The organism is Nesiotobacter zosterae (assembly GCF_033843645.1).
GTDB lineage: Bacteria > Pseudomonadota > Alphaproteobacteria > Rhizobiales > Stappiaceae > Pseudovibrio > Pseudovibrio zosterae.
Window position 1 is genome coordinate 205,033 of sequence record NZ_JAWXVZ010000003.1, and the last position, 17,892, is coordinate 222,924.

The 17,892-nt window shown below is 56.0% G+C and carries 17 protein-coding genes; 8 read left to right on the forward strand and 9 right to left on the reverse strand.

Translation table 11 applies throughout. The annotated features are described in order from the left end of the window. The first annotated feature begins 180 nt into the window (after positions 1–180). A complete protein-coding gene (locus Q3Y58_RS05645) occupies positions 181–1,305 on the forward strand; it encodes a glycosyltransferase family 61 protein (protein ID WP_319621411.1) in 1,125 nt (374 codons plus the stop codon). On the opposite strand, the gene Q3Y58_RS05650 is transcribed toward Q3Y58_RS05645, so the two are convergent. Both Q3Y58_RS05650 and Q3Y58_RS05655 read right to left on the reverse strand, forming a co-directional pair. Further along, entirely contained in the window at positions 1,302–2,225 is a 924-nt protein-coding gene (locus Q3Y58_RS05650) for an alpha-1,2-fucosyltransferase (RefSeq protein ID WP_319621414.1), read from the reverse strand. The two genes, Q3Y58_RS05645 and Q3Y58_RS05650, sit on opposite strands and share 4 nt — an antisense overlap. Before the next feature lie 104 nt (positions 2,226–2,329). After that, positions 2,330–3,256, reverse strand: coding sequence for an alpha-1,2-fucosyltransferase (locus Q3Y58_RS05655; RefSeq protein WP_319621417.1), 927 nt, complete (start codon positions 3,254–3,256; stop codon positions 2,330–2,332). A 195-nt stretch (positions 3,257–3,451) separates the two neighbouring features. Here Q3Y58_RS05655 and Q3Y58_RS05660 point away from each other — a divergent pair, with 195 nt between their 5' ends. Further along, a complete protein-coding gene (locus tag Q3Y58_RS05660) occupies positions 3,452–4,120 on the forward strand; it encodes an HAD family hydrolase (protein WP_319621418.1) in 669 nt (222 codons plus the stop codon). Between the two features lie 241 nt (positions 4,121–4,361). Further along, positions 4,362–5,636: a tyrosine--tRNA ligase gene (gene tyrS / locus Q3Y58_RS05665; RefSeq protein WP_319621419.1), complete on the forward strand. Its 1,275-nt coding sequence runs from the start codon at positions 4,362–4,364 to the stop codon at positions 5,634–5,636. Positions 5,637–5,675: 39 nt separating this feature from the next. On the opposite strand, the gene Q3Y58_RS05670 is transcribed toward tyrS, so the two are convergent. The 3 genes from Q3Y58_RS05670 to Q3Y58_RS05680 all read right to left on the reverse strand — a co-directional run bounded on the left by Q3Y58_RS05670 (position 5,676) and on the right by Q3Y58_RS05680 (position 8,482). Next, entirely contained in the window at positions 5,676–6,359 is a 684-nt protein-coding gene (locus tag Q3Y58_RS05670) for a hypothetical protein (protein WP_274219429.1), read from the reverse strand. A 43-nt stretch (positions 6,360–6,402) separates the two neighbouring features. Then, the gene (locus tag Q3Y58_RS05675) at positions 6,403–7,110 is read right to left on the reverse strand and encodes a hypothetical protein (protein WP_274219428.1); all 708 of its coding nucleotides are present in this window, start codon (positions 7,108–7,110) and stop codon (positions 6,403–6,405) included. 244 nt (positions 7,111–7,354) lie between these two features. Next, positions 7,355–8,482, reverse strand: a complete 1,128-nt coding sequence (locus tag Q3Y58_RS05680; protein ID WP_274219427.1) for a site-specific DNA-methyltransferase — start codon at positions 8,480–8,482, stop codon at positions 7,355–7,357. 208 nt (positions 8,483–8,690) lie between these two features. Here Q3Y58_RS05680 and Q3Y58_RS05685 point away from each other — a divergent pair, with 208 nt between their 5' ends. Next, complete coding sequence (locus Q3Y58_RS05685; protein WP_319621421.1) at positions 8,691–8,969, forward strand: hypothetical protein; 279 nt, start codon at positions 8,691–8,693, stop codon at positions 8,967–8,969. A 91-nt stretch (positions 8,970–9,060) separates the two neighbouring features. Here Q3Y58_RS05685 and Q3Y58_RS05690 read toward each other — a convergent pair whose 3' ends face one another. Continuing rightward, on the reverse strand, positions 9,061–10,176 hold the full coding sequence (locus Q3Y58_RS05690) for an adenosylhomocysteinase (RefSeq protein WP_319621422.1): 1,116 nt from the start codon (positions 10,174–10,176) through the stop codon (positions 9,061–9,063). A 233-nt stretch (positions 10,177–10,409) separates the two neighbouring features. Beyond that, positions 10,410–11,390, reverse strand: a complete 981-nt coding sequence (locus Q3Y58_RS05695; protein WP_319621423.1) for a DUF2332 domain-containing protein — start codon at positions 11,388–11,390, stop codon at positions 10,410–10,412. Positions 11,391–11,677: 287 nt separating this feature from the next. Here Q3Y58_RS05695 and Q3Y58_RS05700 point away from each other — a divergent pair, with 287 nt between their 5' ends. Together Q3Y58_RS05700 and Q3Y58_RS05705 are read left to right on the forward strand one after the other, a co-directional pair. After that, positions 11,678–13,156: an AMP nucleosidase gene (locus Q3Y58_RS05700; protein ID WP_319621574.1), complete on the forward strand. Its 1,479-nt coding sequence runs from the start codon at positions 11,678–11,680 to the stop codon at positions 13,154–13,156. 163 nt (positions 13,157–13,319) lie between these two features. Then, positions 13,320–14,414 (forward strand): TRAP transporter substrate-binding protein, encoded by a 1,095-nt coding sequence (locus Q3Y58_RS05705; RefSeq protein WP_274219423.1) that lies wholly within the window; start codon positions 13,320–13,322, stop codon positions 14,412–14,414. Between the two features lie 48 nt (positions 14,415–14,462). Here the strand turns inward: Q3Y58_RS05705 and mutY are convergent, their stop codons facing one another. Continuing rightward, on the reverse strand, positions 14,463–15,512 hold the full coding sequence (mutY, locus tag Q3Y58_RS05710; RefSeq protein WP_319621424.1) for an A/G-specific adenine glycosylase: 1,050 nt from the start codon (positions 15,510–15,512) through the stop codon (positions 14,463–14,465). 147 nt (positions 15,513–15,659) lie between these two features. On the opposite strand from mutY, the gene Q3Y58_RS05715 reads away from it, so the two are divergent. Then, on the forward strand, positions 15,660–16,178 hold the full coding sequence (locus Q3Y58_RS05715) for a DUF721 domain-containing protein (protein WP_274219421.1): 519 nt from the start codon (positions 15,660–15,662) through the stop codon (positions 16,176–16,178). Between the two features lie 174 nt (positions 16,179–16,352). Here Q3Y58_RS05715 and Q3Y58_RS05720 read toward each other — a convergent pair whose 3' ends face one another. Continuing rightward, complete coding sequence (locus tag Q3Y58_RS05720; RefSeq protein ID WP_319621427.1) at positions 16,353–16,826, reverse strand: hypothetical protein; 474 nt, start codon at positions 16,824–16,826, stop codon at positions 16,353–16,355. A gap of 369 nt (positions 16,827–17,195) precedes the next feature. Between Q3Y58_RS05720 and Q3Y58_RS05725 the strand changes: the two genes are divergently transcribed. Next, positions 17,196–17,861 (forward strand): thioredoxin domain-containing protein, encoded by a 666-nt coding sequence (locus tag Q3Y58_RS05725; RefSeq protein WP_274219419.1) that lies wholly within the window; start codon positions 17,196–17,198, stop codon positions 17,859–17,861. Positions 17,862–17,892: the final 31 nt, after the last annotated feature.

Consider the following 17,892-nt stretch of genomic DNA (forward strand, 5'->3'; position numbering starts at 1 on the left):
CTCCTCCGGGGTTTTCTTTTGTTTGATGGGCTTCTCGTCGCGCCCGAACCACCTGTTTTAAAGGATGTTCTTGCCCCTATCGCCCGAGTAACACTGACTGCGGGAACAGGGGGCGATGACATGCGGCGGGCACCATGGTGGCGGCGAAATATTCCAACTTCACGGCAAATGAGGTTTGCCGTGCAATCCCAACTGGCCAGCAGATGGCCAAAGCTTGGCCGTGCCTTTAATTTCTTCCCCGCTGAAGCCTCGCGGCAGCTTCTTGAAAGCAAACTTTTGGAGCGCTTTGTGGAGCAGAGCACCTGTTCCATGCCCGCTGACCGTGTTGATTTTCTCCAAGCCCATGGTGCGCTGGAGCAGTCCCGCTACCCGCTGCCCATCACCTTGAAGGGCAGAGCGGAGATCAGCTTCTATCGTTTGGGGCCGTGCTACGTGCTTGGGCACAGTGGCTCAACGGTCCTCATTGAGGTTGGTGCCCAGATCCAGAGCATCGCCCGGAACACAACCAAGTTTCAACGGCTGGTGACCCGAAAGGTTGAAGGGCTTGTGATCAACCGCCTCGGCATGCGACGGGGTCACAAGCACTACTACCACTTCATCATGGATGGCCTGTACCCGCTTCTGGTGGCGCTGGAGCGTCACGCCCATCGGTTCGATGCAATCACGGTTCTGGTGCGCCCTGAACTGGCATCCTATCAGTTGGCTGCCTATGCGCATCTCACCTCACTCTATCCGCAGCTTCGTCTTGAGGTGGTTGAGGAGCGTGAACGCATCGTGTGCGACGAGCTGCTTCATATCGATGAAGCACAGAACTGCGAATACCGGGCCCCCTTCAGCGAACGCGCCATCGAAAAGCTGGCCGCCACCTTTCGAGCGGCCTATGGCATTGTAGCAAGTGGGAGGCCACATCGCCGGCTCTACCTGTCGCGCAAGGACGCTAAAATTCGTCATATCTTGAACGAGAACGAGCTGATCCTGAGGCTGACCATGCTCGGTTTTGAGGTGGTGTGCCCCGGAGAGATGGATCATGCAACGCAGGTGCGCACCTTCAGCGAGGCGGAGATGATTGTCAGCGCCCATGGGGCGGCCCTCTCCAATCTGGTGTTTACGCAGGCGGGCCGATGCCATGTGGTGGAACTGTTCTCCAGTGATTACATTCAGAGCGCCTACATGTGGCTGGCCACGTTGAAAGGGCATCGCTACACACCTCTCGTTTGCGGAGAGGGGCAGTCTCATCAGCATTTCGAAGTGCCGCATCAGGTGCTTGAAGAACTCGACGCCGTGTTGGAAACAGAGTTAACCTAAAGCAGAATCCAGCTTGGCAGCATCAGGTGGTCAGCCCCTTGATTGGCTGCCTTGAACCATTGCTTGGGCGCAATAACGCGCTTCTCCTTGGAGGGGTTCAGGAACGCGGCCCACCAGCTGAAAGAACTGTTTGCAATGATATGGTGCTGGCATCTGGACATCAGCATCAGGTCTTCATGGTCCTTGCCATCCGGTTGTGGCTCCAGAACGCGCAGATTGCCTGATGTCTTGAAGAAGTCCTTGGCCCAGCACGGATCATCGGTGAAGACGAAAAACTGCGCTCCGGGCATGTCCTGCTCCATGCGCTTCTTGGCTTCCAGATAGTAGTCCGGGCTGCAGAGGCCATAGCTGGCAAGATTCTGCGGCTTCAGATAGTCGCCGCGGCGGATGTGCAGGGAGACGCTCCGCGCCCGCTCAATGTGGCTGAGGGTCTTTTGACGAGAAAGTGCGAACGGACGCTTCAAGCTCAAATCCCGGCGCAGCGTATTTTGGATGCTCAAAGGGATCAGCGCCCGTTGGAAGTACCCATCGAGATAGGTATTGCGGGAAATCCGCGGCGCGTCGGGCGCATAGGCCCAATCCTTCTCATGGGCGCAGCGGCTCTTGTAGAACGGGTAAACCTTGCGCAGAAGCTGGGCGGTGCGGCCAAACTCCTTTGCGGGCCACAGCACACTGGCGCATTCCTCGTGCTGGGCCACATCCCCCGCCACGTTGAAGTGCTCCAATGCATAGCGCCGCTCCGGGTACAGGGAGTATTCCGTTATATCAAACCGCAACTGGCTACCCGTTTCCAGTGCGGCCTTCCGACCAATGGCATATTGGAAGAACTGATTGCCGATGCCTCCGCGCAGTCGCACAATGATATAGGGCCCCGTCGCTTTTCCGGGTCTCTTCATTGTGTGATCTGCCAGTAATGACATGGTCCGTCTCCTTTGTCAGATGGAAGGATAGGAGCTTTGCGAAAAAGCGTCCTCCGCCCGAAGCCACTAGTCAGAAATGGGAGGAGCCACTGGTGGGGGCTCGATCAAAGCCGAAGCCATGTCGGCGGCAACAACCGGTCTTCATCAATGGAGCCATCGCGAAACCATATCTTTGGCGCGATAACGACCTTGCGGGGAGACCGGTTCAGGTAGGCCCCCCACCAGCTGAAGGAGCTGTTCGCGATCACGGCGTGATCGCAGGCTGCGATCAGCAGAATGTCTTCATGGTCCCGGTGGTCGCCAAGAGGTGCGACGATCTGGATGTACCTCTTGCCGCCCAAATGCGCCCGTGCCCACTCAGGATCATCGCTGAAAAGGTAGAAGGTGTTCACACCGTAGGTGTTGCGTAACAAAGTGATGGCCTGCGTGTAATAGGAAAGATCGCAGGAGCCGAATGCCTCCTGGTGCGCAGGCTCCAGATAATCCCCCCTGCGGATATGCAGCGCGGCGCTAGGCCCAGAGCGAATCTGATGAAGGATATGACGTCGCTGCGGTGCCATCTCGGTCTTCAAGATCAGGTCTTGTCGCAATGAGGCACCAAGAGCATCCGCAGCTTCAAAATTCTGGAAGAACCCGGAGAGGTGCAGCGGGCGCGTCATTGGCTGCGGTAACGCGAGAGAGGTGGGCAGTTCATCCTCTATAAACCGCTGCGCATACCCGGCCAGAAACTCACGGCACAGCCGATGTTTTTGCCCGCGCGGCTTGCTCGCTGGCCAGAAACAGCGCCTCAGGTCCTGCTGACTGGCCAGCCGCGCTTGGGTTTTAAAGTGCAGCAGGGTGTTGGGAATGGTGCCAACATCCTTGGCATCCTGATAAACCAACAGTTCTGCATCTATCTGCTGAGAAAGGTATTTCCCGGCTGCATATTGAAACAATTGGTTCCCGGTCTTGCCCTTCAATTGCAACAGCACTTGGCGGCCGTTGCGGATGGTGCCTTCACGCTGGGTACTCTTCAACACCTCAAGCTGCATTGCTGCTCCTCCCACTTCCCTTCTGGAGATTACGGAGCTGGTTCGGGGGCGTCGTCCCAAACAAATGAGGGGGCATTGTCATCGCCGGGGACAAGCTGCGTAACGTGTTGAAACAGAATTTCATTTGCGGGGCAGGGTGTGTCTGCGTAGGGTGCCGCACGGGAGCCAAGGACTAACTGAAGGAACGTAAAGATCATGGTTGATTTGATCATTTGGGACTGCGATGGCTGCCTGATTGATAGTGAGCATCTGTCCGCTGAGGCAGAGGCCGAGTGCCTGCGGGAAGTCGGACTGAAAATTGATGCGCAGGGCGTCATCGATCGCTTTACGGGCATGACAGGCCGTGACTTGTTCGTGGCACTGGAAGCTGAGCTGGGACGTGATGTGTCGGGGCACCCGGCCTTCGATCGCCTTTATGAGCGGGTCTTTGAGATTTTTGAACGAGAGCTTCAGGCTGTTGCCGGTGTTCATGAAGCACTGGCGGAACTGGACCACATGCCGATGGCGATTGCTTCTGGGGCGTCTCACCGCCACCTGAAATTCGGCCTTTCTCACACGGGTCTTTATGACCGGTTTGAAGGCAAGATCGTGTCTGCGCAGGACGTGGCGCGGGGCAAACCGGCTCCGGACGTTTTCTTGCGTGCAGCCGAGCTGATGAAGACCGAGCCGAACCGCTGTCTGGTCATTGAAGACAGCCCGCGCGGCATGCAGGGCGCCCATGCAGCAGGCATGCACTGCTTTGGGTTTACAGGCGCGACACACGGCGGAGAGCGCCTTCACAAACAGCTTGCGGACCAGAATCCGGTGCTGATCTTCGATCATATGCACCAGTTGCCGGGCCTTTTTGCTGAGTTCAAACAGTAGGTTATACTTTTTGCAATAGAACCTGAGAGAAAGTCTCTTGACTTTCTCTGCAGGTCCTCGCTATCAAATTGGTATGACCCAGATGCAGTTCATGATCACCTCTGTTTATTACTACGCAAGCCACATACCTGCGGCTTGTGTTCGATCGTGCTCATGACAAAAAGCATCAACTGAACAACCAAGCCGCCGCCAGGCGGCTTGTTCATTTTTGGGCCCCTGCGTGGCAACAGGAGACCTGAAAATGACCATTCACACCACCATCGACAACAGCCGGAACTTTCGTCCCAAATCGGAGGCCCTCCAGCTTCTGATCGAGCGCGGCTTTCTGCACCAATGCACAGATCTGGAAGCGCTGGATGCGCGCCTCATGGAAGGTCCCATCACCGCGTACGCTGGTTTTGACGCCACCGCAGACAGCCTGCATGTGGGGCATTTGCTGCCGCTCATGGCCATGCGCTGGCTTCAGAAACTGGATCACAAGCCCATTCTTCTGGTTGGCGGTGGCACCACGCGCATTGGCGACCCAAGCTTTCGCAGTGAAAGTCGTCCCATGCTGGATGACGCCCAGATTGAGCATAACCTCAACGGTATCCGCGCCACAGTAGAGCGTCTGTTTGACCTGTCAGAGGGCGAAGGCCGTATGGCAAACAATGCCGACTGGTTGGACGAGTTCCGTTTTTTGGAGTTCCTGCGCGAGTTCGGCACCCACTTCACCGTCAACCGCATGATGACCTTCGACAGCGTGCGGTCCAGGCTGGAAGCACAGCAGCCCCTGTCGGTTCTGGAGTTCTGTTACATGATGCTTCAGGCAGTGGATTTTGTGGAGCTGAACAAGCGGTTCGACTGTGTTTTACAAATTGGTGGGTCTGATCAATGGGGCAACATCGTCAACGGCGTTGACCTGGGACGGCGCGCAGGAAAGCAACTTTTCGGTTTTACCCTCCCGCTTCTCACCACCGCCTCTGGATCCAAGATGGGCAAAACCGCCGACGGTGCCGTCTGGCTTAGCCCCGAGCGGTTATCCAGCTTCGGCTTCTGGCAATTCTGGCGCAATACGGCAGATGGGGACGTGGTCCGCTTCCTCAAGCTGTTCACCGATCTGCCCTTGGCAGAAATCGGCCGCCTCTCCAAGCTGGAAGGGCAGGAGCTGAACGAGGCCAAGAAGATACTGGCAACACAAGTCACCAGCATTGTTCACGGGCCGGAGGCCGCACGCGCTGCAATGGAGCAGGGTGAGGCCCTGTTCTCTGGCAATGATGAGGGTACAGAACCAACGCATGAACTGCCGCTTGCGCTGCTCAGCACCCGCATTGGCCTGCTGGAGCTGATCGTGAAAATTGGCTTTGCTGGCTCCAACAGCGAGGCCCGCCGTCTTGTTCAAGGCAGCAGCGTCAAACTCAACGGTACGCTCATTCTGGATGAAAAGCGGCAGATCTCAGAGGGCGATATTCGGACTGGCGATCGCATTTCCCTTTCGGTAGGCCGCAAACGCAAGGCGTTGGTTCAGTTCAAGTAACGTCAAAAGGGCGCCAGCTGGGCGCCCTTTTGTCCTTCCTCACACAAAGCTGCTGATGAACTGGATCATGGCCGCGCGCTGCGCATTGGCGTCACCTTCAAACCAGTCCAGCGGCATGTATTGGGCGTCGGTCACCAAGGTCACTTGAGGCGCTATTGCAGGCTGTACGGTGAACAGCGGGCTTTGAGCGTTCACACCAAGGTTCATGAGGTGGGCAAACAAACCCGGATAGGTGTTGTTGTAATAGGCAATCAACTCCTGTGCGCGGATCACCGCATGGCCCCAGTGCGAGCGTTCCGGGTGGCCCGGCGAGTAGTCGCGAATGTGTAGGGCATTGCCATCCGCTGGCAGGTTCGGACCCTGAACGTTTTGGTAGTGCAGGTAAATGCCCGAAGGCATGCGTTCCACTATGCCGCCAAACACGGTGACGTGGTTCAAAAGGTCCATCCACTCCAACACTTCATCACGGGTGTTGCCCGGCGAAAAGGAGAAGCTTGGGTTCGCCTGTCCGGGAGGGCGGGCATAGAGGGAAATGTGCCGGGCGGGTTTTGGAAACATGCCAAAGCCGGCTACGTGCAAGGGGCGCAAGCGCAAAAAAGCCCCGCCATTATCCATGAAGTAAATGCTCGGCAGCTGGTTTGGGGCAATGTCATTGGTCGGCGTCAGCCTTACGGTGCCAAACACAATGTTGTTTTGATTGATCAAGGGAACTGGTGTCTGCATGGCTCTGTACACTCCGCAATCTTGAAGGAGAAGAAGGCGTGCCTCACGTGGACAGGCCGTTTATGAACGCACTGATGAATTGGAATTGGGCGTTGGCATCAACAAAACTGTCTTCAGGAAAGTAACTGAGGTTGGAGCTGATGTTGAACGTCTGCTGCGTTTGGTCTGCCATTTGAACTGTCACGCTTTGGGCCTTGGTGCCAAGGGCAAGCAACTTGTTCAGGTAGCCGGGGTAATTGTCATTGTAGAAATTAATCAGAGCATTCTTGGAGATCAGCGAATGACCCAGATGGGGGGCGCGGGTCCGATCGGTAAAGTCGCGCACCACCACCGGGCAGAGCGTGTTTTGCGTTGTGGGGGAGGTGAACCACATGGTGCCGTTGAACGCGCCGTCGGTCACATAATAAAGGTTCAGGCCACTGGGGTTCTGCGGTTTTGCTTGCACCTGAGTAACAGGCAAGGCCTCCAAAGTGGCCTGAATGCCCGCTTTGGTGTCACCAAGTTCACACTGGTAGACTGCCGTCTTTGGATTGCCATAGGACGCTTCGATGAAAATGAAACGGCTTGGCCGATCCACAATGCAAAACCCTGAACGGTGAAACGGGCGCAGCCGAACAAAGCGGTTGTTGTCCGCCATGAAGTAAAGGCTGGGAAATTGCTGGGCTTCATAGCCCGTCCCTGTCAGGCGGATCGTGCCAAACAGCAGGTTGTCCATGGAGATGACGGAAATGGGTGTCGGATTGACAGACATCGCTGGGAACTTCCTCGCAAGTGATGAAGATCACCCACGCCCTCCCCATGGGACAGAAGGCCGGCAAGGTGCGGGCAGGTGATCGCGTGAACGCGATACTCAAGTGCTAAGGAAGACGCGCTTTGCGGTAAGGCGTGAAACCTAATTTAAGAAGAACCTGCAAGTGCCCGGCGTAAAAAGAAAAAGGCCCCGCGTCCCAAGTGGGAGGCGGGGCAAGGCAATATGGCCATTATAAAGTTGTTATCTAGCGCGGCATGTTTGAGCGGACGATGTCTCGTAGGGCGTCCACGGGTTCAAGCGAGGTGCCGCGCTTGATGTGCCAGAAAGTCCAGCCGTTGCAGGCTTGTTGGCCTTGAACAAGAGCGCCAACCTTGTGGATCGAACCGGAGTGCTCACCGCAGATCAGCGAGCCATCGGCGCGAACCGTGGCCTTGTAACGGCCCCGGGCGTCAGTCAGTTCTGCCCCCGGTTTCAAAAGGCCGGTTTCCAGCAGGTTGCCGAACGGCACACGAGGCTGAGCCCGCTTGCCCCTGGTCATCTGCAGGAAGTCATCGTTTGCCGGGGTAACCCGGTCGATGCGTTCGGAAGCTGCCTTGATGTAGGCGTCTTCCCGTTCAATGCCGACGAAGTGGCGGCCGAGCTTCTTGGCAACTGCACCCGTGGTGCCGGTGCCGAAGAACGGGTCAAGGATCACATCGCCCTGGTTCGAAGTGGAGAGCAATACGCGATACAGGAGGCTCTCCGGCTTCTGGGTCGGATGGACCTTGTCGCCGTTTTCGTCTTTCAGGCGTTCGTGACCCGTACAGAGCGGCAGAACCCAGTCTGAACGCATCTGGACGTCGTCGTTGAACGTCTTCATGGCATCGTAGTTGAACGTTGGCTTGCTGTTCTGGTTGGGGGTCGCCCAAATCAGCGTCTCGTGTGCATTGGTGAACCGCTTGCCACGGAAGTTCGGCATTGGGTTCGTCTTCAGCCACACGACATCGTTGTTGATCCAGTATCCCAGATCCTGCAGAACCGAGCCGACGCGGAAAATGTTGTGATAGGAGCCGATGACCCAGAGTGAGCCATTAGGCTTCAGAACACGTTTGACGGCGAGGAGCCAAGCCCGCGTAAAGGCGTCATACGCCTCGAAGCTAGCAAACTGGTCCCAATGATCGTCACAGGCGTCCACCTTTGAATGGTCTGGCCGATGAAGATCTCCGCCAAGCTGAAGGTTGTATGGAGGATCAGCAAAGACAAGATCAACAGAGTGTGCTGGCAGCTTGTTAAGGGCCGCTACACAGTCCCCTTTGATGATGGTGTCGAGCCAATCCGGCTTTGATGAATGGTGGGGTGCCGCCATGGACACCCCGGTACGCTGTACTCTCATTGCGACGCATTACCTCACGCAAATCTTGAGGCTTATGGTTACCGGATATGGTAAATCGGAGGTAAACGTCGAAATTCTTTTATTTTAATGGATTCAACGGTTTATTTAGACTTTCAAAGAAGCGCCATTAAGTTAAAGCCGGTTAACTATTAGCCTTGGGATACCTTGGGTCAAAAGTTTCTGATTGCTTAAGTGCGTCTCAACTCGCTTGCAAATTGCAGAGCTGATCGCCGCATATTTTTTTGTCCAAGGCGTGGAACTGGTAAATATAAACAGCCTGAAGAAGCGGGAAAAGCCAAATCAGTTAACCGGCAGCTGCTCGGGAAGGGGCAAATCACCCACTCGCCAGATCTTCAATAAGCTCAAGGAGGTGGTGATTTGTTTTGAGGTACCGGGCGAAGCAGGACATTTGTTTGTGCAAGAAACGGCAACGAACCATGATTGCATTGCGTGCGATGCTGCCCGCGGTTTTCGGCTTGCTCCGTGAACCAGATCAGAGCACCACAAAAAAAGCCCCGCCATAAATGGCAGGGCCGTATTCTCCAGGGTTTGAAGCGCGTCTTGGCTTCAAGGGCCAATTAGGCGTCCGGGCAGGCCCGCGACCACACAGAACGGGGCAACAGGTGCACACCATGTTCGGCCCTTTCACCTTCACCCAGAATATGGCCGATCCCTTCAGCCAGAATGGCAAGGGTCAGGTCAAAGGCATTGAGGCTGTCGCCTTCGCCAGCCGTCAGGTTCGCCATGGCCCCACCTGCAAACAGATGCACATGTGCGCCAGAGGCGAGGCGGTATCGGGTGACAAACGGCACGGGCTCTTCTGAAGGGCAGCCGCCGAACGCGCTGAGGTCAATCTCATCGATCTTGTGACCGGAATTGAGAATGAAGCAGCCGTCTTTTAGCTTTGCAATCACGTCTCCGGGCAGCACGTGATGCGCGCCAGTCCCGGTGACAATGACATCGGCATGGGGCGCAAGTTCCTCAACCGTGCCTGTTTGCCATCCGTCATATCGAGCCTGAAGCAGCCGGGCGGGATCGACTTCCGCAACCATCACGGTGCCACCATAGGCCCTTGCGCTTGCGGCCAGCCCTTGGCCAACCGTGCCGTAGCCAACCACCAGCACCCGCTTTTCGTGCAGGCTGACCAAGGTTGCGTTATAGAACGCATGCCATGTTGTCAGGCCCACCATATGGCGGTTGTGCAAGCCTTCCTTCACTGGAACATCGTCCCAGTTGAAAATCGGCCAAGGCGGGAGCTTGCCCTGCAAACGGTTGATGCCAGAGCCAGTCGCCTCAAGGCCTGCTTTGATCTCAGGAAACGCGAGGCCGTTGGCGATCAGATAGTGGGTGTAGTCCGACCCCATTTCACTGAAGTGGGTTGGGCCCCAGTCAAGACCGCCTGCAATGGCCGACTGCCAGTCCGCATCGCTCATGCCTTCGCCCGCTTCAACCTGTGCTCCGGCCTTGCGCATGCCTTCCACCACATCATCGCGTACCGTCGTCGGATTGCATGTGGTGATGTAAAGCTCTGCTCCTTTGCGGGCGAGCCCTTTCACAAGGGGGAGGGTCTTGATGTCCAAATGCATGCTCATTGCAAGGCGGACACCGGCGAGGTCTGGCAATGCCTCAAGCGAACGGCGGGTGCGTGGCATGTGCTGCTCAACCCACTCGATGGGAAATCTGGATTTTGGCATGATGGAATTTCAACGTTTGATTTGAAGGGGACAGCGCAGGATCTGACGCTCTACGTATTTTGGCGCAAAGTATTTGTCAGGAGGGCGTTTGTCCAGACGAGAAGCCCAGTTACTCCTCATGATATGCAGCATTCAGCCTTTATGGATCAACATGGTACGCTCTCTGCGGTCCGAAGCGCTTGCGGTAGGCTGCCGGACTGGTGCCAGTTTGCTGCAGTCGAAACTGGTGAGATCTAAACCGGTGTGTAGGACTGGCCATGCGGCCCTGTCCAAGCCTTGGGCTTGCCGTTCTTGGAAAGCAGGAACAGACCGGGGGCAGGGGCATCCAGCCCATGAGCCTCATGGAAGGGATAAACCCGCGGGGATTCATTGCTGAGCCAAACGGCGTCAGAAGCCAGCATTGTCTCGGCAAAGGCCTGACGTTGCGCAGCATCCTGCACATAGTTCAAGACGGCGCTATGGAACACCACCAGCGTCGCGTCCGGTGGCACGGTTTCCATCAGGCCGTTCAGGTCTTTAGTAAGGTCGCCTTTGTGGAGTGGTGGCTTGATCTGCCGCGCGATCTCAATCGCGCCGTTCAACCGCTCCAGACGCGCTGTCTGTTCTGGCCACACCAGTGTGCGTAGCCAGTTCGCTTCTTCAACGCTTCTCAGGTCTATGGGCGCAAGATCAAGGCCCGCGCGCCACGCCACCTCCAGGTGTGCACAGGGCAGCTCATAGGCTTCTGGTGCCTCGCAATGAAGCATGACTGAGGGAACGCCAGACGCCTGCGGGTTTGGCGCGGCAAGTTTGCGGCCGCCAATCTCATAGTCATAGTAGTCCGGCAGCAGGCAAAGGCCTGCCGACGCCCCCACTTCAAGCAAGGCAAGGGGCTGCGGAAGCGCCAACAACTGTGGCAGCAGAACAGCACAACGGTTGGGCTCGTTGGTTTGTGTCATGCGTGCTGCCATCACAGCTCGAATGTCAGCGGATTGGGTTTGCAGCAGACGCGGCAGGTCATCGGCCTCTGGAACGGTGCCCGTAACAGCTCTGATGGCGGCAAACAGAAGGTTGGGTTGGCGCTTCTCAGGCGGCAGGTTCAGCAGAAACTGATGAGCTTCAAAGCTCTCCGCGATCTTTAGGGCCCATGCCTCATAGGTTGGCGAATGCCCGTGAGCTTCTCGTGTGGCAAAGGCCCTGTAGCCTGTCGTGATAGCTTCATCCAAAACCTGCATAAGTCCACCGCCGAAAGCTCAAATAAAGCTTAAGTCTAACAGGTAGACTACACCTGTAAATAGGCCCGGATGCATGCAGTGCGCCCTGTGATGTGCCAATTAGTGCTTTTTGATTGAAAAAGCTGACCTTAAAATCTCGGGATAGTTGTGAAAAATATCTCGTTGGCGGCAAAAATATTCAAAACGCTAGGTAATTGTCTTGACGTTGTCATTGACCTAAGGCAGACATAGAGCGACACGAACTAGGAGAAAAAGACGTGTCGACTATATCCGGTAGCGACGTTCAGATGGAAAACCGTTCCATCCTGATACCCGACCAAAAACCCTTCCGTAAATTTGAAGATGCCAAAGCCGCTGTCAGCTATCTCGTTGAGTTGTTTGACACCAGCACCGCTTTTCTGCGTGCCGAGTTTGAGCGCATCGCCAAAGGCTCCACCCCTGAAGGGCGTGTAAGAGCCTTCTATCCCGAGCTTCGCTTTGAACTGGCAAGCCACAGCCGTGCCGATGGGCGCCTGTCCTATGGCTTCGTTGCGGGGCCTGGTAAATACACAAGCACAATCACGCGGCCTGACTTGTTCCGTTCCTATCTGGAAGACCAGATCGAGCTATTGCTCAGGAACCACAATGCTCCGGTGGAAATTGGCTACAGCGATACGCCCATTCCACTGCACTTTGCGTTCTACGATGGGGCCCATGTAGAGGGCGCCTTCGCTGCAAATCCTGAGTTTACATTGCGCGATATCTTTGATGTGCCCGACCTTGCCGTCATGGATGATGCCATTGCAAACGGAACGTTTGATCCGGGCGAGGGGCCGCAACCGCTGGCGCCGTTCACGGCACCGCGCGTGGACTACAGCCTCCACCGCTTGCAGCACTACACGGCGACCGCGCCGAAGTATTTCCAGAATTTCGTGCTCTTCACAAACTATCAGTTCTACATTGATGGCTTTGCCCAGATGGCGCGTGAGCTGGTGAAGGACCCCAACAGCGGATACAAGGCCTTTGTCGAGCCCGGCAATCTGGTCACCCGCTCCGGTGAGAGTGAGCCATCCTCCGGCGAACCTCTGGGGCGCTTGCCGCAAATGCCCGCCTATCACCTGGTGCGTGAAGACAACTCCGGCATCACAATGGTGAATATCGGTGTGGGGCCATCCAATGCCAAAACCATCACTGACCACATTGCCGTGCTGCGTCCGCATGCGTGGTTGATGCTTGGTCACTGCGCAGGGCTGCGCAACAGCCAGCAGCTCGGTGACTATGTGTTGGCCCACGGCTATGTGCGCGAGGACAAGGTACTGGATGCGGATCTGCCAACATGGGTGCCGATCCCGCCACTGGCAGAAGTGCAGGTAGCGCTGGAAGAAGCCGTTGAAAAGGTGACGGGTTACGAGGGCTTTGAGCTGAAAAGCGTCATGCGCACCGGTACCGTGGCCTCCATTGATAACCGCAACTGGGAACTGCGCGACCATCGCGAGCCGGTCCAGCGTTTTTCTCAGTCCCGCGCCATCGCTCTGGATATGGAGTCCGCCACCATTGCGGCCAACGGTTTCCGCTTCCGTGTTCCTTATGGCACGCTGCTGTGTGTCTCCGACAAACCTCTGCATGGCGAGTTGAAGCTGCCGGGCATGGCGACAGATTTCTACCGCCGTCAGGTTTCGCAGCATTTGGAAATCGGAATCAAAACCATGGAAATCCTGCGGGAGATGCCGCTGGAGCGGTTGCATTCCCGCAAACTCCGCAGCTTTGCCGAGACTGCGTTCCAATAGGGCCGCAAATCTACCAAAATTTTCAGGAGCCTCGCGGGAGTTCAGTTTCCCGCGAGGTTTGTTTTTTATAGCTCAAGGCAGATCTTAGATCCGGCAAGCTTCAGGCGCGCACCCAAAATCCGTGTGCTGCGTTGAAAGTCGCGCCGAAACTCGGGAGTCCGCCTTGAATCGTCGTAGGTTTCTGAAAACAGCTGGTGCAATGGTTGGCGCAGGCGCGGTTGCCGCGCCACTCGCAGCTCCTGCTCAGGTGATGAACCGCCGCCAGCTCAGCATGGTTACATGCTGGCCTCGTACCCTGCCGGGCTTTTCCGTCGCGGCCGGACGCATTGCCGAGCGCATCAATGCCGGCTCTGGTGGCCGGTTTGAGGTGAATGTCTATCCGGCAGGCGAACTGGTGCCAGCGTTTGAAGCCTTTGACGCCGTATCTTCCGGCGCGGCTGAGCTCTATCACGCCTCAGATGACTATTGGAACGGCAACCACAAGGCCTTCAGTTTCTTTGGTGGCGTGCCCGGCGGCATGACGCACACCGAATATCAGGCCTGGATCCACTGGGGTGGCGGGCAGGAGCTTTGGGACGAAGTTGCGGGCCAGTTCGACATCAAGCCGTTCATGGCCGGTCACACCACCCACACGGTGGGCGGTTGGTTCAGCCGCGACATTGAGACCGTCAACGACCTGCGCGGGTTCAAGATGATGTTGCCGGGGTTGGCCGGTGAAGTGCTGCGCCGCTTGGGCGGCATGGCCATCACCATTCCGGCAAATGAAATTCGCACCGCCCTGAAGTCCGGCGGACTTGATGGGGCAGACTGGGCCGGACCGTGGGCAGCCATGGGGCTTGGCCTGCATGAAGTCACAAAATACTGCGCCTATCCCGGTTTCAACGGCAGTGGCATTGCTTGCTCCATGGGGGTGAACCTCAACTTCTGGCGTTCGCTGACACCGGAAGATCAGCTGCTGTTTGCCTCAGCTGCCCATGCTGAAAACGACCTGTTGGCCGCTGAGTTCACCTGGCAAAACGCCGTTGCACTTCAGTCCTTGCAGGAAGACAAGAAATTCCCCGTCCGCCCCTTGCCGCAGGAAGTTCAGGAAGCGTTCATGGACACCTGTGAAGACGTGATGATGGGCTATGCCGGGCAGGATGGCCTCACGGAGCGTGTCTATCAAGGCTACAAGTCTGCTCAGGCGCGGCTGGTCAACTTGTCTCGCGTGGCGCAGGAGCCATTCAGTGCTTTGCGCAACAGCTCAACCGAAACATAGGAACCCTACCCCCAGGGCGACCGGACCGGAAGTGCACCCCTTTGGCGATCAGGCCAAAGGGGTCCTGACGGCTTTTTTCATGACAGTCGGCAAAGCTTCTCCATCAAGTTCTTCCTGAGTTGACCACCAGTAACCCTCAGGTATTTCCAAAGCTTCATTTACCTCGGCAAACCAGATTGCCAGCTCAAGATGAAAGTGCGTAAAAGTATGTTTAACTTGCGTGCTGGCACGTATCCATTCAAGGTTGAACGGCGCTAAACTTAAATCATCTTGTGACATATCTTCAGCCCAGATCGATGTAGGCGGTTCACTCATTCCGGCCAGCAGCCCCTTGTCCGGGCGGCGTCGCAAGAGGGTCGCACCATCCGCTCTCCTGACAATGAAGGCCATTCCCTTTCGTGTGGGCTTGACTTTCTTTGGTGCCTTGCGCGGAAGGGTCTCATGAATGCCTTGTTTGCGCCCTACACATACGTCAACCCACGGACAAATCGTGCATGCTGGCGATCGCGGAGTGCATACGGTAGCGCCCAGATCCATGACAGCCTGAGCGAAATCTCCGGGCCGATCGTGTGGAGTAAGTGTCCCCATATGGGACTTAATCACATGTTTTGCACCAGGTAAGGGGTCAGTTATTGCATGGAGCCGGCTAATCACACGCTCCACATTGCCGTCAACGACAGCCGCGTGTTGGTTGAACGCAATTGCAGCAATCGCGGCAGAAGTGTAAGGTCCAATTCCCGGAAGTGCTTGTAATTTATGCTCTTCTTCCGGAAAACGTCCGTTATACTCGCGCATTACTAGTTTTGCGCAGCGATGCAGGTTTCTCGCCCGGGAATAATATCCAAGACCTGCCCAAGCTTTCAACACATCTTCTTCTTCTGCCTCCGCAAGATTTTCTAGGTTGGGCCATTGAACTGTAAACTTTAAAAAGTAGTCTATGACTGTAGCAACGGTAGTCTGTTGCAACATGATTTCCGAAAGCCAAACGTGATAAGGGTTTGGTTTTGCACCGGAAAGATCCGCGTTTGGCGCAGTGCGCCATGGAAGGTTACGGAAATTTCTGTCATACCAGTAAAGTAGTGTTGTAGTTTCTTGCATGAGTTAGTCAGAGCTCTTGTAAGATTGCCCCCCAGATTATCAAGGAACCCTTGGTAATTTGAGGTACCGCGAAAGTTAGGGCTCAATTAGAACTAATAGGAATAGCAGGACACATAAGTGCCTTATTTCCATGGCGTGGTTTAAATTATGAAGACAACTGCACAGGTCAAGCGTTCCGGAGCAGATGGTCGACAGCTAGGAGAGCTGATTGGCCAGACAATGCATCCGGTCGCGCGAAAAAGGGGCTTCGCGACTTCCGAGTTGCTGAGTGCCTGGCCGGAGCTGGTCGGAGAACGATACGCAGAACGCGTACAGCCCGGACAGCTTATTTGGCCTCGCCGCAAGACGGCGGATGGCGAGCCGGTTCTTGAACCTGCGACGCTCCTTGTATATGCGGATGCCCCATCGGCTCTGCTTCTGTCTCACGAGCTCCCCCAGTTGCGTGAACGGATCAACGCGTTCTTTGGTTGGAACGCGGTAGAACGTATCCGTATCATGCAACGCACGTTGGTGCGCAAGCCAAAACCGGTTGCTCCCAAGCGTAAAGAGCTTTCCAGTGAGGAAAAGCAGAAGATCAAGGAACAGGTTGAACGGGTAGGTAACCCGCGCCTGCAGGCGGCTCTGGAGAAGCTCGGTCTTGAGATCGCAGCGCGCGTTGAGGACTAACTCCGCAACGAGCCCAAATTAAGAAGTACCGGGGCGCGTCATTGCCCCAGCTGCGGCCCTTTTGCGGCCCAACAGCAGCCTAGTGGCCAAGACCGGCGCTCACTTCACACGAAAAAAAGCGCACCGTCTCCGCTGCGCCTCTCTCATCAAAATCGATAATGGATTGTTCGTGGTTTACTGGCCTATTGCGTGGCTCACAACCAGATCAGCGCCATTTGCTGTATAGCCGAGCAGCAAATCTGGGCGTTCCATCAAAAGGTAGGCCGTTGTGCCGTTCGTCGCGGAGTGCAGTTCAATGCTGTCACCGGTAATGCTCCAGTAGCTGGCCTTGGCCAGTTCCGCGCTGGTGCAGCCGTCTGCATTCACGCTTCCGCTATAGACGCCTGCGCCAAGGGTGCGCAGCACTTGTCCCTGCTCGCTGTTGGCTTTGGAGAAGCTCAGGAAACATGTTCCGGCCGGAGCGCTATCCCCTTCTTTCACTTCCCAGCGCATGCCGGTCAGGGAGTCCAGATCTGTAGAGCCGGCATAGGCCTGCGGTGTAAAGCTGGGCAAGGTATCGGTGGCGGCGGCGACGTTTTCTTCAGGTGCGGGGGCCTGCGCTACTGGTTCAACGAAGTCTTCCTTCATGGAAGCTTGACATCCAGCCAAGGCAATCGCCGTGACCAACATAGTAGTAATCCGCACCATGTCACCCGCTCGTTAGTTAACAAATCGTATATGAAATCACCCTGTCTTCTAAATGCCTGACTCTTAGTACAAAAGTAAAGGTGTTATGCCGGTTTTGCCCATAACTACGTCTCGAAATGGGATTCTTGTTAGCAGTGCCACAGCTTTGTCTTGTAAGAGCAAGGTGACCTAGGGGCTTTCAGCGTGCCGCGCGCGTTAGTAAGTCGCAGGAAAGTGTCGCGATTAGCACTCAAATTCGGGCTAAAGACGGAAATGGGCAAGTTGGCAGGCGGTGCTGATGCTGCAATCCGACTAGTTTGAAGGGCAGGGCGCTTGTCTTGAAGCGCCAGAATGGATCAAAGGATATTTGACGTGAACCAGAGCCGTAGACAATTCCTTAAGGCAACCTTGGCGGCCGCTGTAGTGGGCGTGGTCATCTCCGCAGGTATGCCGAGCGCATGGGCGCAGGAAACTTTTGATCCAGCAGAGCTGGCAGTCCCCAGCCCATTGGGCGACATTTCTTATGGCAGTGAAGAAGCACCGATCACCATGATCGAGTATTCATCCCTGACTTGCGGGCACTGCGCAACGTTCAAGACCACCGTCTTCCCTGAGATCAAGGCGAAGTACATCGATACGGGCAAGGTTCACTACATCGTGCGTGAATTTCCGCTGGATGCGGTTGCAACAGCTGGCTTCATGATGGGCCGTGCGCTTCCTGCGGACCGGTATCCGGAGTTCCTTCAGTTCATGTACGAAACTCAAAAGGACTGGGCCTTTACCGACAACCCATATGAAGCGCTTCAGAAGATCGGACAACAGGTTGGCTTGTCCAAGGAAAAGCTGGATGCGGCCATCACCGACCAGACCGTGCTTGATGCGCTGACGGAAACGCGGGACCGTGGCAACAAGGAGTTCAATATCACGGGCACGCCAAGCTTCTTCGTCAATGGTGAAAAGGTGGTCGGGTACCGCGGCATGGAAGAATGGGAAAAGATCTTCCAGCAATACCTTTAAGCGGTCAGGGTCCAACCCTCGGATGTGATGG